14 protein-coding genes are annotated in these 13,740 nt (G+C 54.6%); 7 read left to right on the plus strand and 7 right to left on the minus strand.

Annotated elements, in window-relative coordinates:
- Window positions 1-27 precede the first annotated feature (27 nt).
- From OGX80_RS16655 to celB, 3 genes are read right to left on the minus strand one after another with little or no spacing between them, the layout of a single operon-like run.
- Window positions 28-1,458, minus strand: a complete 1,431-nt coding sequence (locus OGX80_RS16655) for a leucyl aminopeptidase family protein (RefSeq protein ID WP_115181294.1) — start codon at window positions 1,456-1,458, stop codon at window positions 28-30.
- A complete protein-coding gene (locus tag OGX80_RS16660) occupies window positions 1,455-2,414 on the minus strand; it encodes a glycosylasparaginase (protein WP_012131290.1) in 960 nt (319 codons plus the stop codon). Before OGX80_RS16660 ends, OGX80_RS16655 begins: the two co-directional genes overlap by 4 nt.
- Before the next feature lie 3 nt (window positions 2,415-2,417).
- A complete protein-coding gene (gene celB / locus OGX80_RS16665; RefSeq protein ID WP_047462068.1) occupies window positions 2,418-3,737 on the minus strand; it encodes a PTS cellobiose transporter subunit IIC in 1,320 nt (439 codons plus the stop codon).
- Between the two features lie 159 nt (window positions 3,738-3,896).
- Here celB and OGX80_RS16670 point away from each other — a divergent pair, with 159 nt between their 5' ends.
- The gene (locus OGX80_RS16670; RefSeq protein WP_071258052.1) at window positions 3,897-4,742 is read left to right on the plus strand and encodes a helix-turn-helix domain-containing protein; all 846 of its coding nucleotides are present in this window, start codon (window positions 3,897-3,899) and stop codon (window positions 4,740-4,742) included.
- Here OGX80_RS16670 and arsC read toward each other — a convergent pair.
- Both arsC and bepA read right to left on the minus strand, forming a co-directional pair.
- Entirely contained in the window at window positions 4,739-5,098 is a 360-nt protein-coding gene (arsC, locus tag OGX80_RS16675; protein WP_012131294.1) for an arsenate reductase (glutaredoxin), read from the minus strand. The two genes, OGX80_RS16670 and arsC, sit on opposite strands and share 4 nt — an antisense overlap.
- A 72-nt stretch (window positions 5,099-5,170) precedes the next feature.
- A complete protein-coding gene (gene bepA, locus OGX80_RS16680) occupies window positions 5,171-6,634 on the minus strand; it encodes a beta-barrel assembly-enhancing protease (RefSeq protein ID WP_024130125.1) in 1,464 nt (487 codons plus the stop codon).
- A 225-nt stretch (window positions 6,635-6,859) separates the two neighbouring features.
- On the opposite strand from bepA, the gene OGX80_RS16685 reads away from it, so the two are divergent.
- From OGX80_RS16685 to iadA, 4 genes are all read left to right on the plus strand, one after another.
- Window positions 6,860-7,921, plus strand: coding sequence for an AI-2E family transporter (locus OGX80_RS16685; protein WP_012131296.1), 1,062 nt, complete (start codon window positions 6,860-6,862; stop codon window positions 7,919-7,921).
- A gap of 175 nt (window positions 7,922-8,096) precedes the next feature.
- Window positions 8,097-8,756: a nucleoside recognition domain-containing protein gene (locus OGX80_RS16690; protein ID WP_024130126.1), complete on the plus strand. Its 660-nt coding sequence runs from the start codon at window positions 8,097-8,099 to the stop codon at window positions 8,754-8,756.
- 1 nt (window position 8,757) lies between these two features.
- Window positions 8,758-9,219, plus strand: coding sequence for a YjiG family protein (locus tag OGX80_RS16695; RefSeq protein ID WP_047462074.1), 462 nt, complete (start codon window positions 8,758-8,760; stop codon window positions 9,217-9,219).
- Window positions 9,220-9,230: 11 nt separating this feature from the next.
- Window positions 9,231-10,394, plus strand: coding sequence for a beta-aspartyl-peptidase (iadA, locus tag OGX80_RS16700; RefSeq protein ID WP_071258051.1), 1,164 nt, complete (start codon window positions 9,231-9,233; stop codon window positions 10,392-10,394).
- A 115-nt stretch (window positions 10,395-10,509) separates the two neighbouring features.
- Here the strand turns inward: iadA and bcp are convergent, their stop codons facing one another.
- Window positions 10,510-10,980 carry a thioredoxin-dependent thiol peroxidase gene (bcp, locus tag OGX80_RS16705; RefSeq protein WP_012131300.1) on the minus strand — a complete coding sequence of 157 codons (471 nt, stop codon included), beginning with the start codon at window positions 10,978-10,980 and terminating at the stop codon, window positions 10,510-10,512.
- Window positions 10,980-11,552, minus strand: a complete 573-nt coding sequence (locus tag OGX80_RS16710) for a glycine cleavage system transcriptional repressor (RefSeq protein ID WP_024130128.1) — start codon at window positions 11,550-11,552, stop codon at window positions 10,980-10,982. Before OGX80_RS16710 ends, bcp begins: the two co-directional genes overlap by 1 nt.
- A 145-nt stretch (window positions 11,553-11,697) precedes the next feature.
- Here OGX80_RS16710 and dapA point away from each other — a divergent pair, with 145 nt between their 5' ends.
- Both dapA and bamC read left to right on the plus strand, forming a co-directional pair.
- Entirely contained in the window at window positions 11,698-12,576 is an 879-nt protein-coding gene (dapA, locus tag OGX80_RS16715; protein WP_012131302.1) for a 4-hydroxy-tetrahydrodipicolinate synthase, read from the plus strand.
- Between the two features lie 16 nt (window positions 12,577-12,592).
- Entirely contained in the window at window positions 12,593-13,627 is a 1,035-nt protein-coding gene (gene bamC, locus OGX80_RS16720; RefSeq protein WP_115181295.1) for an outer membrane protein assembly factor BamC, read from the plus strand.
- Window positions 13,628-13,740: the final 113 nt, after the last annotated feature.

The following is a 13,740-nucleotide window of genomic DNA, read 5'->3' on the forward strand; positions in this document are numbered from 1 at the left end:
TTTTTGCCCGGTGGCCGGGCAAAAAACTCAGGCAATATCTTCCAGTAAGTGCTCAACCAGCAGTGGAATCGGCCTGCCGGATGCGACGCTTCTGCCGTTTTCTCGCCATAGCGCCGTACCGCTAATGTCCAGATGTGCCCACGGGATATCCGACGGGCAAAAATGATGCAGTAACCAGGCTGCGGAAGCGCTGATTGCCGCATTGTTCGTCGGCGTATTACAGAGATCGGCTATGGCGCTTTCGGTCTGCTTTTTCAGTCGTGCATCCAGAGGTAAAGACCAGACTTCATCTCCGCTCTGCCGTCCTGCCTCTGTTAGCGCCTGTCTTAACGCATCGTCCTGAGTCATCAGCCCGCTGAGTTCGTAGCCAAGCGCTTTCACCACCGCACCGGTCAAGGTTGCCATGTCGATGATATAACGGGCCTGCGGTTGTCGTTGGCTCGTCCATGCAATGGCGTCGGCCAGCACCAGCCGTCCTTCGGCGTCGGTGTTATTGATTTCCACTGTCATACCGTTGCAGGCGCGAGCAACGCTGCCTGGCTGCATTGCGTTCGGGCCGATCGCGTTTTCAGCCAGCGCCAGTACGCCCATTATGCGTACGGGCAGTTTTAACTCCGCAACCGTCAGGAGCAGTCCCAACACGTTGGCTGCGCCACACATGTCATATTTCATGGTGTACATACCCGCGCCCTCTTTCAGCCACAGGCCACCGGTATCAAACGTTATCCCTTTACCTATGTAGCAGCGTACCGGGCCGTCACTTATGCCGTTGTAATGAATGGCAAGCAAACGCGGTGGACAGGTTGCTCCTTTGCCAACCGCATGGAGCAGTCCGAGACCTTGTTCAACAATTTGTTGTTCATCAAGGACTTCACAGTGCAGCGCAGGAAAAGAGGCGCACAGGGTTTGTGCCTCGTTGACCACGAACTGCGGCGTACAGCAATCGGAGGGGGTATCCGCCAGCCGCCTTGCAGTGACCATGCCGTTGGCAATAGCCTGCTGCTGCCTGAACACTTTTTCACGTTTCTCGTATTGTTCTGGCTGGCAGAACGCGGTGATATGGCGGATGCGAGTGGCGGTGGCATCCGTTTTTTTCAATTGTAAATCATTGAGCGTATACGCCTGATTAAACAGAAAACGCAGCAGCAGCGCCAGTACAGTGTCATTTATTTCGGTGACATCAATCAGCACATTTTCACTGATCGGCGAAGCCAGCAGCGGTCGTATCGCATTGAGTAAACCTTCGGTCAGGCTGTCCTGCCAGAGCGCATCAGGCAACAGGGTAATTCGCGTAAAAGGCGCGCAGCCGAAGCGGGTATCCGCTACTTTATCTTGCGCCAGTACGCGCATTTCCGCGAGCAGAGCGGAATCCCGCAATAAAGAACAGCCAGGAGACGCGATAAGATGGCCTTGTGGTTGAACCTCTGCGGGTGAGCAAATCAGTTGGTATGAAATCATTTTTCTTCCTCGACTGGAGCACGTATCCGTGCGGCATAGTCTTGCATCCATTCTTCATCGACGGGGTGATAATGGGTCTTCTCGTGCTGGCGTTCGGCGCGAAATACGGTGAGCGGTTGGCGTGCGGTAGCGACAACGAACGAGAATGTTTTGATGTTAGTGGCTGCGCCAAACTCGCCTTTACGGTTCATGCAGACCACCGAGAGGTCGCCTGTGCGACCAAATCGCGACATCAATTTATCTTCCAGCTCAAACACGACAGAATCAGCCGCTTGTTGCGGTGTCATTCCCTGCGCCATGCGACGAACAATTTCATAGCTGGCGCAGCCTTTCATCAGATCTTCACCAACGCCCGTTGCCGTTGCCGCGCCGACTTCACTGTCGCAATAGAAGCCGGAACCAATAACCGGCGAGTCGCCAATGCGGCCGCGTTTTTTCATAAACAGGCCGCTGGTGGAGGTGGCAACGCTCATCGACCCCAGTTTATCCAGACCAATAATGCCAACCGTATCGTGGCCGTTATATGGACTTAAGCCTTTATCCAGCGTCTCCCGGCAGCGTTTTTGATAGTGCTGGATGGCTCTGTCGGTGAGCATGGTTTTATCCGCAAATCCCTGGCTCAGTGCCCATTCACGCGCACCCTGGCCAACCAGCAGACAGTTATAGCGCTGACGGCTTAACGCATGTGCGACGCGCACCGGGTTGGCAATATCCACCAGATTTCCGACCGCCCCAAACGCGAGGGTATCGCCGTCCATATAGGCGGCATCCAGTTCGACCTCGCCATTTTCAGTAGGCAGTCCGCCATAGCCCACGGATTTATAAAACGGAAAGTCCTCAACGGTTGCGACGGCGTCTACCACCGCCATTGCGACCGGGTTTCCCGCAGCCAGTGCAGACGCGGATTCCGCCACACCTTCAAGCGCCATTCGCCAGGTTGCGATAATTCCCCACATGGTTTACTCCTGTTTTGCAAGTGGTGCATCGGGCTGTGTTACGGCAGCCAGTTCCGCCGCGCGGTACTGTTTATCGACGATCCGCATAAAGGGCAGATACAGCATTGCGCCAATCAGCAGGTTAATGAGCTGCATGACGCTGCCGCTAATATGTCCGGTAACGATAAAACCGCTAATGACTGGCGGCAGCGTCCACGGAATAAAGACGCCCGTGGTGACGGCGACCGCGCCGAGCTTCATCGCGGTATACTGTACGGTGACCAGCACCAGCGGCACCAGGTTGAAGGGGATCAGCATTATCGGATTCATTATCACCGGCAGACCGAACAGAATCGGTTCGTTGATGTTGAACACGGACGCTCCGGCACCGAGCCGCGCCACTTCCCGCATGTTTTTACTGCGCGCAAAGAAAAGCATGGCTAACACCAGCGACAACGTTGCGCCCGCGCCGCCCATCCAAATCATGTCAAAAAACTGTTCCGTAATGATGTGTGGGGGTGTGGTGCCAGCCTGAATAGCCGCAATGTTGTCGGTCTGGTTTTCCATCCACAGCGGACGGATGATGCCGTTAACCATTGAGCCGGAGTTAATACCGACCGACCACAAAATAGTGATGCTGAACACTGTCATCAGCGCGCCAAAGTAAGAGGTGCCGTAATGACGAACCGGTGTGGCGACCACTTCGTAAATAAACTGATGGATGGTCTGGTAATGGGTGTTTTCAAACAAGATGCGAATGCTCAGTACCAGTATCATGACCAGTAAGGCGGGGATCAGTGCGGCAAAAGATTCTTGCACCGCCGGTGGCACACCTTCTGGCATTTTGATCACCAGATTTTTACGCTTTAGCCAGCAGAAAAGTTCAGTCCACAGCAGTGAACCGATCATCGCGACGAACAATCCTTTTGTGCCAATCCATTCTACGGGGATCACGGTAATACCGCCGTTTTCCGCCACTTTGATAAACGGTGTAAGGATCAGAAAACAGACCAGCGCCAGAATGCCGCAGGAGATGCGATCTTCGCCGTAGTGTTCCGCCAGACGAAATGCGACCAGGAAACTGATAAACAGCGACATCGTTGAGAACACCGCGTTAAACGGGATCTCAATAATCGCACTCCAGCTCTCACCAAAAGCCTGAGACATAAACTGCTGATAGTTTTGATTCGGAAACGAAGAGATCACCAGCAGAATAGAGCCGACGATAATAAACGGCATAAACGAAACGTATGCGCCACGAATCGCGCCGAGATGCCGCTGCTGAGCGGTTTTCGCCGCCAGAGGCATCAGTTTTGCTTCAAGAAATCCCAGAACATTGTTCATTGTGAACTCCGTACAAGATTAACTCACGTTGTGTGTGCTATGCATGAGGATTATCTGCGAAGGCGTGTGAACGAAAGGTGAAATAGCTCACAATGTGATCGCGATTAGCATATAAATCTCATAAGATTAATTATCTAAAAATCGACAGGGATTCTTGCGATGGAAATAAAATTGCACGCCAATGCCACTACCACACCGCGTATTCGTCGCTATCTTCAGCAGTCTGAAAAAAGCGATAGAGAGCTTGCCGCCGAGCTTGGGATTTCTGTTACGACAGTAAGGCGATGGCGACATCGTGATCGGGTTAGTGATGGGCAAACTACGCCGAAGACGATATACAAAGCGATGAGACAAGAGCAGGTTGTTTTGGTGAACGCCTTGCGCGACGCAACAGGTGCGCCGCTGGATGACCTCTTATTGTTGGTGAACGAGGTGCTGGGCATTGTTGTGTCGCGCGCGACGTTGAATCGTTATCTTAAACCGGCGACACCTCAGCGACAGCGGGCGTCGTTACAAGGGAAAAAAGCGTTAAAATCCGGGATGCTGCCGAATCATCTGGCGCTGTATCACCTTCCACTCTCGTTGCATATGGACGACGGTGGCGAACATCATTTGTTCTGGGCGCGCGAGCCGATGAGCGGCTGGTGCTTTGCCCGACTGTATGCGGGTATTTCACCGCAGCGGGTCGTGGTCTGGCTGGATGAATTGCTGGAAACCTGCCCGGCTGATATACAATCTATTGAGACAAATATTTCTGATCGCATATGCCCGCAGCTAAAAACGCACCTGGCGACGCGCGGCATGTCATGCCAAATAACCGGTACGATGCCCGGTTGGGTGCCGGTGACGGTACCGCTAAATGAGATTGTTCCCCGGCTAAATAGTGAATCTGCCAGCGAGTTGCTTATCCGCTTATGTGAATGCTACAACCGTGGTAAGACACAGAAAAAACTGGGGGATTGTACGCCGCAGGACTTTCTGGAAGCGCTGCGGCGCATGGATTAGCTCACGATTTCCAACACCTGCTCCGGCGGGCGGCCAATACGCGCCTGACCGTTGGCGACGACAATCGGTCGCTCCATCAGTTTCGGGTTTTCCACCATCGCCTGAATCAGCGCCTCTTCGCTCAGATGGCTGTCGGCCAGATTGAGTGACTTGTAGAGATCTTCTTTCTGGCGCATCAGTTCGCGTGCGCTGGACATCCCTAACATACGCAGCAGTTCACGCAGCGTCGCCGCGTCGGCAGGTGTTTCCAGGTAAAGCACCACTTCCGGTTCAACGCCGTTGGATTTCAGCAGGCTCAGCGTGTCGCGACTCTTTGAACAACGCGGGTTGTGGTAGATTTTTACTGCATCAGACATGATTTCTCCTTTCGCGCGAACTGTAGGCCGGATAAAACGCGATAGCGTCGCCACCCGGCAACAGAACGAATACTACATTTTGGTGTATGGCTTAAAGCGTTCCTGCAACTGGCGCAGCTGGTCGATACGGGCATCGTAACGCGCCTGTTGCTGGCTGCCCAGCTTGACCTGAGAACTTGCGCTGCTGAGCATAGAGATCGCCTGATCCAGTCGCCCGGCCAGCGCATAGCCTTCGGCGCGCGCCGCCAGCTCCTGATCGCGGTTATTGAGCGCCGCTTCAGCCTGCGCCAGGAGATCCCAGCCGTTGCCGTCGTCTTTATTGTTGAAAGTGTAGCGATTGAGGATGGTCGTGGCTTCTCGGGCTTGCCCGCCCTGTAAATAAGCATTCGCCAGGTTTAGCTGCAATACCGGGTTTGCGCGCAGATCGCGGGCATTTTTCAGACGGTTAATCGCTTCGCTGGTTTTCTTCTGCCCCAGATCGATATCGGTCGCCAGGTCGAGATACCACGCGTTATTCGGTTCAGCCGTCAGCAACGGTTGCAGCGCTTTGCGAGCTTCGTCGTACTTGCTGGCTTCCATCGCCTGTAGCGCCCGGCCATATTGCGCCGCACGCTGTTGGCGCACGTTTCCTTTTTCCCATGCGTCGAGCAGGTCGCTGGTAAGCTGATTACGGCCAGAATTGTACATCCCCAGCGTACGCGCCTTCGCCAGATAAAAATCTTCAGACGATTCCACTACCACCGGGCGCATCTGGTTTGCACGGTTGCGGGCATCCGCCAGACGGCTTTCCGGCAAGGGGTGCGTCAGCAAAATTTCGGGAGGACGCGTGGAGTAGCGCGCCTGGTCGAGCAGTTTTTCCAGGAACGTCGGCATCGCTTGCGGATCGAACCCTGAACGTTGCAGCACCTGAATACCGATTCGGTCTGCTTCCTGTTCGTTTTGTTGAGTGAAGCTGATCATCCCCTGACGCGTTCCCGCCAGCGTACCGGTCAGCGCCGCCATACCGGCCTGTGGGCTGGCCATCGCCAGAAGAATAGAGCCTAAGGCGCCGACCCAGGTCAGCGGAGCGCTGCGCTTTTGATCTTCCATCGCGCGCGCCAGATGGCGTTGGGTTACGTGGGAGATTTCGTGCGCCATCACCGAGGCTAACTGACTTTCGTTGTCGGAATAGCGAAAGAGCGCGGAATGCAGCACAACGTTGCCGCCGAAAAAGGCGAAGGCGTTAATTTCGTCGTTGTTAATCAAAAAGAAATGGAACGGGGTTTTCACGGAGTCCGCATGAGAGACTAAACGCATCCCCAGCGCGTTGATGTACTGACTCAACAGCGGATCGTTGATCAACGGCGCGCTGCCGCGCAACTGGCGAACGTAATAGTCGCCCATTTGCATTTCCTGACCGATAGAAAGCGTGCTTCCTGCTGAGGTCCCCATATCCGGTAGCGTGTCTGCGGAATCTGCAAACGCGGGGGCTACCTGACCGATAGTCAGCGCAGCGATGAGGGTAGCAACCAGGTTTTTCTTCAACAGCCTGAACATAGACCTCTGTCCTGTTTTCTTTAATATAGCCATTTGACCGATGCCGCGACGTATCGTTCCGCCACGCCAGCACAGGGAGTGTAACTGCGAAACCCGGTGGTGAATACCCCGCTCAAATGACTTTTCAGTTTCCTGAATCAGCAACAAAAAGCGAAGTCTTTTTTGTGACATTTAGATACAATTCGGGATCGCAATCCCGCTATTGAGGTTCAGGGAACGGTTTCTATGCTTGAGATGTTGATGCAGTGGTATCGCCGTCGTTTTAGCGACCCGGAGGCGATCGCCTTGCTGGTTATCCTGGTTGCCGGTTTTGGCATCCTTTTCTTTTTCAGTGGGCTTCTGGCGCCGTTGCTGGTGGCTATTGTCCTCGCTTACCTGCTGGAGTGGCCTACGGTTCGTCTGGAGGCGATTGGCTGCTCCCGGCGTTGGGCCACCTCAATCGTACTGATTGTGTTTGTCGGCATTTTACTGCTGATGGCGTTTGTCGTGATGCCGGTGGCCTGGCAGCAGGGGATCTATTTGATTCGCGATATGCCGGGCATGCTCAATAAGCTCTCTGATTATGCCGCCACGCTACCCCGTCGTTACCCGGCGCTGATGGATGCCGGGATCATTGATGCGATGGCGGAAAACATGCGCACCCGGATGCTGACGTTAGGCGATTCGGTCGTGAAATACTCCCTGGCCTCTCTGGTCGGGTTGCTGACGCTGGCGGTGTATCTGGTGCTGGTGCCGCTGATGGTCTTCTTCCTGATCAAAGATAAAGAGCAGATGCTGAATGCCGTGCGCCGGGTGCTGCCGCGCAATCGCGGGCTGGCCGGGCAGGTCTGGATGGAGATGAACCAGCAGATCACCAACTATATTCGCGGCAAAGTGCTGGAGATGGTGGTGGTTGGCGTAGCGACCTGGCTTGGCTTCCTGCTCTTTGGTCTCAATTACTCGCTGCTGCTGGCGGTTCTGGTTGGATTCTCGGTATTAATCCCCTACATCGGCGCGTTCGTGGTGACCATTCCGGTGATTGGCGTGGCGTTATTCCAGTTTGGCCTCGGAACGGAGTTCTGGAGCTGCTTCGCCGTGTATCTGATCATTCAGGCGCTGGATGGAAACCTGCTGGTGCCGGTACTGTTTTCAGAAGCCGTCAACCTGCACCCGCTGGTGATTATTCTGTCGGTGGTGATTTTCGGCGGCCTGTGGGGCTTCTGGGGCGTGTTCTTCGCCATCCCGCTGGCGACGTTAATTAAAGCCGTGGTACATGCCTGGCCGGACGGACAGGTCAGCGACGGTTAAGCACGATTATCACTCTGCCCGGTGGCGCAACGTCATCGGGCGTTCCACGTTTTATCCGCTTTCTCCTTTCCTGAACGTTTTCCGAATGTGCTGTCCCGCCCTCCTTTTTTGCTTTCAACTTACCGGTATAGATGGTTTTTTAATCTCACAAGGACAAGACCAACCGGAGAAAAAAATGGGTCATCAGATGCACACGCAGCAAAAAGTGGGGTGGGGCGGTTATCTCGCCTTTTTTATTACCATTATCCTTTTTTCAGGCATGTTCGCGAAAAGTACGGAATGGTGGCGAGTGTTTGATTTTACCGTGCTCAATGGCGCGTTTGGCCTGGTTAACGCGGCAGGCGACACGGCGGTTTCATTTCGCGGCACTGGCGGTACCGGGGCGAGAGACGGCTTTTTATTCGCACTGGAGCTGGCGCCATCGGTTATTTTATCGCTCGGCATTATTTCCGTGACGGAAGGGCTGGGCGGACTGCGCGCCGCACAGCAGTTGATGACGCCGATACTCAGGCCGATTCTGGGCATCCCCGGCATTTGCTCTCTGGCGCTTATCGCCAATTTACAAAATACGGATGCCGCCGCCGGGATGACCAAAGAGCTGGCGGAAGAGGGGGTGATTACCGAACAGGAACGGGCAATTTTCGCCTGCTGGCAGACAAGCGGCAGCGCGATTCTGACGAACTACTTCTCATCAGGCGCCGCGCTATTTGCCACGATAACCGTACCGGTTATTACGCCGCTGGCGGTCATTTTAGTCTTCAAATTTATCGGTGCGAACCTGTTGCGGGTGTGGATCGCGCAGCTTGAACATCGTCGTATGAAACAGGAGGCCTGAAATGAGCGCACAGGTACGTAAAAACGTCATGGATCTGTTTATCGACGGCGCGCGGCGCGGTTTTACCATCGCCACCACCAGCCTGTTGCCCAACGTCGTCATGGCCTTTGTCATTATTCAGGCGCTGAAGGTGACGGGGTTGCTGGATATCGTCGGGCGAGTGTGTGAACCGGTAATGGCGCTATGGGGTTTGCCGGGAGAATCGGCGACCGTTCTGCTGGCTGCGGTGATGAGTATGGGCGGCGGCGTGGGCGTCTGCGCCAGTCTGGTGGTTACTGGCGCGCTGTCCGGTCACGATGCCACTGTGCTGTTACCCGCCATTTACCTGATGGGCAACCCGGTTCAGAATGTAGGGCGCTGCCTGGGAACGGCGGGCGTTCATCCGCGTTATTACCCGCATATTATTGCGGTGTGCGTGATTAATGCCCTGGTCTCTATTTGGGTAATGCAGGCTATTGTTTAAAAAGGACTATCATGGACTGTTCCATTCTTAATCTGACGCTTTTTCAGCGCGGACACGTATATGCCCCGGACGATCTGGGCCAGCAGGACATTCTGGTTGCCAACGGCAAAATTGTCGCTATTGCGCCGACTATCGCTGCGGAAGACTTCCCCGGTTGCCAGCAGGTCGATCTCCACGGTGATATCGTCTGCCCGGGATTTATCGATCAGCATGTTCATCTCATCGGCGGTGGCGGCGAAGCCGGGCCGCATACCCGTACGCCAGAGGTGCGGCTGTCACGGTTGCTTGAAGCTGGTATTACCTCCGTTGTCGGGCTGCTGGGAACGGACGGCATCACCCGTCATCCTGAATCTCTGCTGGCGAAAACGCGTGCGCTGGAATATGAAGGAATCAGCGCATGGATGTTAACGGGGGCGTATTCTCTGCCTTCGCCAACCATCACCGGGAGCGTCGATCGCGATGTGGCGTTGATTGATAAAGTGATTGGCGTGAAATGCGCCGTCTCCGATCATCGTTCTTCTGCGCCGAATTCCGCCGCGCTGGCGACAATGGCGGCGCAGTCCCGCGTGGGGGGATTATTGGGCCAGAAGCCGGGAATCAGCGTCTTTCATATGGGCGACAGCCCACACATGCTGGAACCGCTGTACGATATTCTCGCCAACGCCGATGTCCCTATCACGAAACTGCTGCCGACGCATGTTAACCGTGCCGAACCGCTGTTCCAGGCGGCGCTGGAGTACGCGCTTGATGGCGGCTACATCGATATTACCAGCAGCATTGATGAACCGATCGATCCGGCGACGGCCATCGTGACAGCCTTGCGCCATGAGGTTCCGCTGTCGCGCATTACCCTGAGTTCTGATGGCAACGGCAGCCAGCCGGAATTTGATGAGCATGGGAATTTGACGGGCATTGGCGTGGCGGGTTTTGAGTCGCTGATCGGCACGCTGCGTCAGTTAGTTACGCAGCATAAACTGCCGCTGGAGCAGGCGCTGCGTCCGCTTACCCGCACCGTTGCGGAATTTCTCGGCTTTGAGCATAAAGGACGTCTGGCGGCAGGCTGTGACGCCGACATTCTGGTGCTGAATCAGGCGCTGGAAGTCAGCTATCTGTGGGCGAAAGGCAAAGCGGTGGTGAAAGACGGTAAAGCGTGCGTGAAAGGAACGTTTGAATAAACGACACGTATGCCGGATGGCGGCGTAAACGCCTTATCCGGCCTACGGGGTTGTGCGAATCAGGCCTGATAAGACGCGTTAGCGTCTTATCAGGCTTTATCCGGCAAAACGCAAATCAGGCGTTTTCTTTCAGCCAGTTCAGCACTACATCGTGGTGGTTACTGGTTTTAAAGTCGTCAAATACGTGTTCGATCTTGCCGTCAGCGTCGATCAGGAAGCTGATGCGATGGATGCCGTCGTAGGTTTTCCCCATAAAGGATTTTTCCCCCCAGACGCCGAATTGCTCGCAGACCTGATGATCCTCATCGGACAGGAGCGTAAAGTTAAGCAGCTCTTTTTCGGCGAAACGAGACAGTTTTTCAGGTTTATCGGTGCTGATCCCCAACACGTCTACGCCTGCTTTTTTCAGATCGTCCATGTTATCGCGTAAACCACAGGCCTGTACGGTACAGCCGGGCGTCATGGCTTTAGGGTAGAAATACACCAGTACGCGCTGTCCCTGGAAGTCGGTCAAATTTACTTGTTCTCCGTCTTGATCCGGCAAGCTAAATTTCGGTGCGATGTCACCGGCTTTCAGTGGATTCATTACTTAACTCCATCCTGTTCATCATGTTGTGAGTAATTAACAACGTTAATACTGCCTTGCGCATTGAGTTCTGTACATAGTGCTTTAAAGGCATGCTCAATATTTACGGCATCATGGGATGCCGGACTGTGCGCGGTGATTTGAACAAACAGCTGTGCAGCCTTTTCATTTTCAGCAGGTTGCGTGCGGGAGACCAGCTCAGCGATGTTCATCTGATGGCTGTCGAAAAGCGCGGTAAAACGTTCAATTAAATGCGGAGAATCTTCCACCTCGACTTGTACCCATACCGTTGCGGGCATGGCCGGACGGGGGCGAGCGGTGGTGCGCTTCATCACAATCAATAAATCCAGCTCTGCGCCTTTCAACGGCAAGGTTGATTCAATCAGGGTGATGGCGTTCCAGGAGCCAGACAGCAGCATGATAAACGTGAACTCATCACCCAGCATGGCCAGTCGGCTGTCTTCGATATTACAGCCGCAGCTGCTGACATGGCGGGTGATAGTATTCACAATTCCCGGGCGATCGGCACCCAGCGCAGTGATAACCAGGTAATGTTGTGATGACGATGTCAAACCGGTTCTTCCTTTGAGAGGTGAGGTAATCATAAGGAAAGCATAAAAAAAACCTGCATACAATAATCAGAAGGGCTATGGTCTCTTGCTTTTATTGTCGTACCAAACGTACCATTGAGAAACTTGTTTGCACAGAGGATGGCCCATGTTCACGGGAAGTATTGTCGCGCTTGTTACACCGATGGATGAAAAAGGTAATGTCTGCCGGTCAAGCCTGAAAAAACTGATTGATTATCATGTCGCCAGCGGTACCTCGGCGATTGTTTCTGTTGGCACCACCGGCGAATCCGCCACGCTGAGCCATGACGAGCATGGCGATGTGGTCATGATGACGCTGGAGCTGGCGGACGGGCGTATTCCGGTTATCGCCGGAACGGGCGCGAACGCGACGGCGGAGGCCATTAGCCTGACGCAGCGTTTCAACGACAGCGGCGTTGTCGGTTGCCTGACAGTGACGCCTTACTACAACCGCCCGACTCAGGAAGGTCTGTTCCAGCATTTCAAAGCCATCGCTGAACATACTGACCTGCCGCAAATTCTGTATAATGTGCCGTCCCGTACAGGCTGCGATATGCTGCCGGAAACCGTCGGCCGTCTGGCGAAAGTAAAAAATATTGTCGCAATCAAAGAGGCGACAGGGAACTTAAGTCGGGTTCACCAGATCAAAGAGCTGGTTTCAGACGATTTTATTCTGCTCAGCGGTGATGATGCGACCGGGTTGGACTTCATACAGCTCGGCGGTCATGGCGTGATTTCCGTTACCGCGAACGTTGCGGCGCGTGATATGGCGGAAATGTGCAAACTGGCGGCGGAAGGTCGTTTTGCCGACGCGCGGGTGATTAATCAGCGTCTGATGCCGTTACATAACAAACTATTTGTCGAACCCAATCCGATCCCGGTGAAATGGGCATGTAAGGAGTTGGGACTTGTGGCGACCGATACGCTGCGCTTGCCGATGACGCCGATCACCGATACGGGTCGTGAGATTGTCAAAGCGGCGCTCAAGCATGCCGGTTTGCTGTAAAGTTTAGGGAGATTTGATGGCTTACTCAGTACAAAAGTCGCGCCTGGCCAGGGTTGCGGGTGTTTCGCTCATTATGCTGCTCGCGGCCTGTAGCTCTGACTCGCGCTACAAGCGCCAGGTGAGCGGTGATGAATCCTATCTGGAAGCCGCACCGCTTGCTGAACTTCATGCGCCAGCAGGGATGATTCTGCCGGTAACGACGGGCGACTATAACATTCCGGTGACCAACGGCAGCGGCGCTGTCGGCAAAGCGCTGGACATTCGTCCGCCTGCTCAGCCGTTAGCGCTGGTGACCGGCGCGCGTACCCAGTTTACGGGCGATACCGCAACCTTGCTGGTGGAAAATGGTCGCAATACCAACCTGTGGCCGCAGGTTGTCAGCGTGATTCAGTCCAAAAACTACACGATTGAAAAACGTGATGACGCCAGCCAGACCCTGACGACCGATTGGGTTGAATGGAACCGTCTGGATGAAGACCAGCAGTACCGTGGACGTTATCAAATCTCGGTGAAACCGCAGGGTTATCAGCAGGCTGTAACGGTGAAACTGGTGAATCTGGAACAGGCTGGCAAGCCTGCCGCAGATGCCGCTTCGCTACAGCGTTATAGCGCTGAGATGATGAACGTAATCTCGGCGGGTCTGGATAAAACCGCCACCGACGCTGCGAACGCCGCGCAAAACCGTTCTGCCGCTACGATGGATGTGCAGAGCGCCGCAGATGACACCGGTTTGCCAATGCTGGTCGTCCGTGGGCCGTTCAACGTGGTGTGGCAGCGTCTGCCAGCCGCGCTTGAAAAAGTGGGCATGAAAGTGACCGACAGCACGCGTTCTCAGGGCAGCCTGGCAGTGACCTACAAACCGCTGTCTGACAGCGGCTGGCAGGAGCTGGGCGCAACCGATCCGGGGCTGTCGTCCGGCGACTATAAATTGCAGGTGGGCGATTTAGACAACCGCAGTAGCCTACAGTTTATCGATCCGAAGGGGCATACCCTGACGCAGAGCCAGAACGACGCGCTGGTTGCCGTCTTCCAGGCAGCGTTCAGCAAGTAAAAATTGAGGGGCTGGAGCAATCCAGCCCTTTTTTCTGATATGATACGCAAACGTGTGCGTCAGCAGAAAAACGCAATTTTTACCGTAATTTCGCCCCCAGGCTGTAGGTCGGA

Origin of the sequence: Citrobacter sp. CK194 (genome assembly GCF_030333395.1) — a bacterium.
GTDB lineage: Bacteria > Pseudomonadota > Gammaproteobacteria > Enterobacterales > Enterobacteriaceae > Citrobacter_B > Citrobacter_B koseri.

What these genes read in the sequence shown, in the direction of transcription:
- OGX80_RS16655 (WP_115181294.1), bottom strand. Translation starts at nt 1,458, where the DNA reads ATGATTTCATACCAACTGATTTGCTCACCCGCAGAGGTTCAACCACAA.
- dapA (WP_012131302.1), top strand. Translation starts at nt 11,698, where the DNA reads ATGTTCACGGGAAGTATTGTCGCGCTTGTTACACCGATGGATGAAAAA.
- iadA (WP_071258051.1), top strand. Translation starts at nt 9,231, where the DNA reads ATGGACTGTTCCATTCTTAATCTGACGCTTTTTCAGCGCGGACACGTA.
- OGX80_RS16670 (WP_071258052.1), top strand. Translation starts at nt 3,897, where the DNA reads ATGGAAATAAAATTGCACGCCAATGCCACTACCACACCGCGTATTCGT.
- bepA (WP_024130125.1), bottom strand. Translation starts at nt 6,634, where the DNA reads ATGTTCAGGCTGTTGAAGAAAAACCTGGTTGCTACCCTCATCGCTGCG.
- bamC (WP_115181295.1), top strand. Translation starts at nt 12,593, where the DNA reads ATGGCTTACTCAGTACAAAAGTCGCGCCTGGCCAGGGTTGCGGGTGTT.
- OGX80_RS16660 (WP_012131290.1), bottom strand. Translation starts at nt 2,414, where the DNA reads ATGTGGGGAATTATCGCAACCTGGCGAATGGCGCTTGAAGGTGTGGCG.
- OGX80_RS16690 (WP_024130126.1), top strand. Translation starts at nt 8,097, where the DNA reads ATGGGTCATCAGATGCACACGCAGCAAAAAGTGGGGTGGGGCGGTTAT.
- arsC (WP_012131294.1), bottom strand. Translation starts at nt 5,098, where the DNA reads ATGTCTGATGCAGTAAAAATCTACCACAACCCGCGTTGTTCAAAGAGT.
- OGX80_RS16685 (WP_012131296.1), top strand. Translation starts at nt 6,860, where the DNA reads ATGCTTGAGATGTTGATGCAGTGGTATCGCCGTCGTTTTAGCGACCCG.
- bcp (WP_012131300.1), bottom strand. Translation starts at nt 10,980, where the DNA reads ATGAATCCACTGAAAGCCGGTGACATCGCACCGAAATTTAGCTTGCCG.
- OGX80_RS16695 (WP_047462074.1), top strand. Translation starts at nt 8,758, where the DNA reads ATGAGCGCACAGGTACGTAAAAACGTCATGGATCTGTTTATCGACGGC.
- celB (WP_047462068.1), bottom strand. Translation starts at nt 3,737, where the DNA reads ATGAACAATGTTCTGGGATTTCTTGAAGCAAAACTGATGCCTCTGGCG.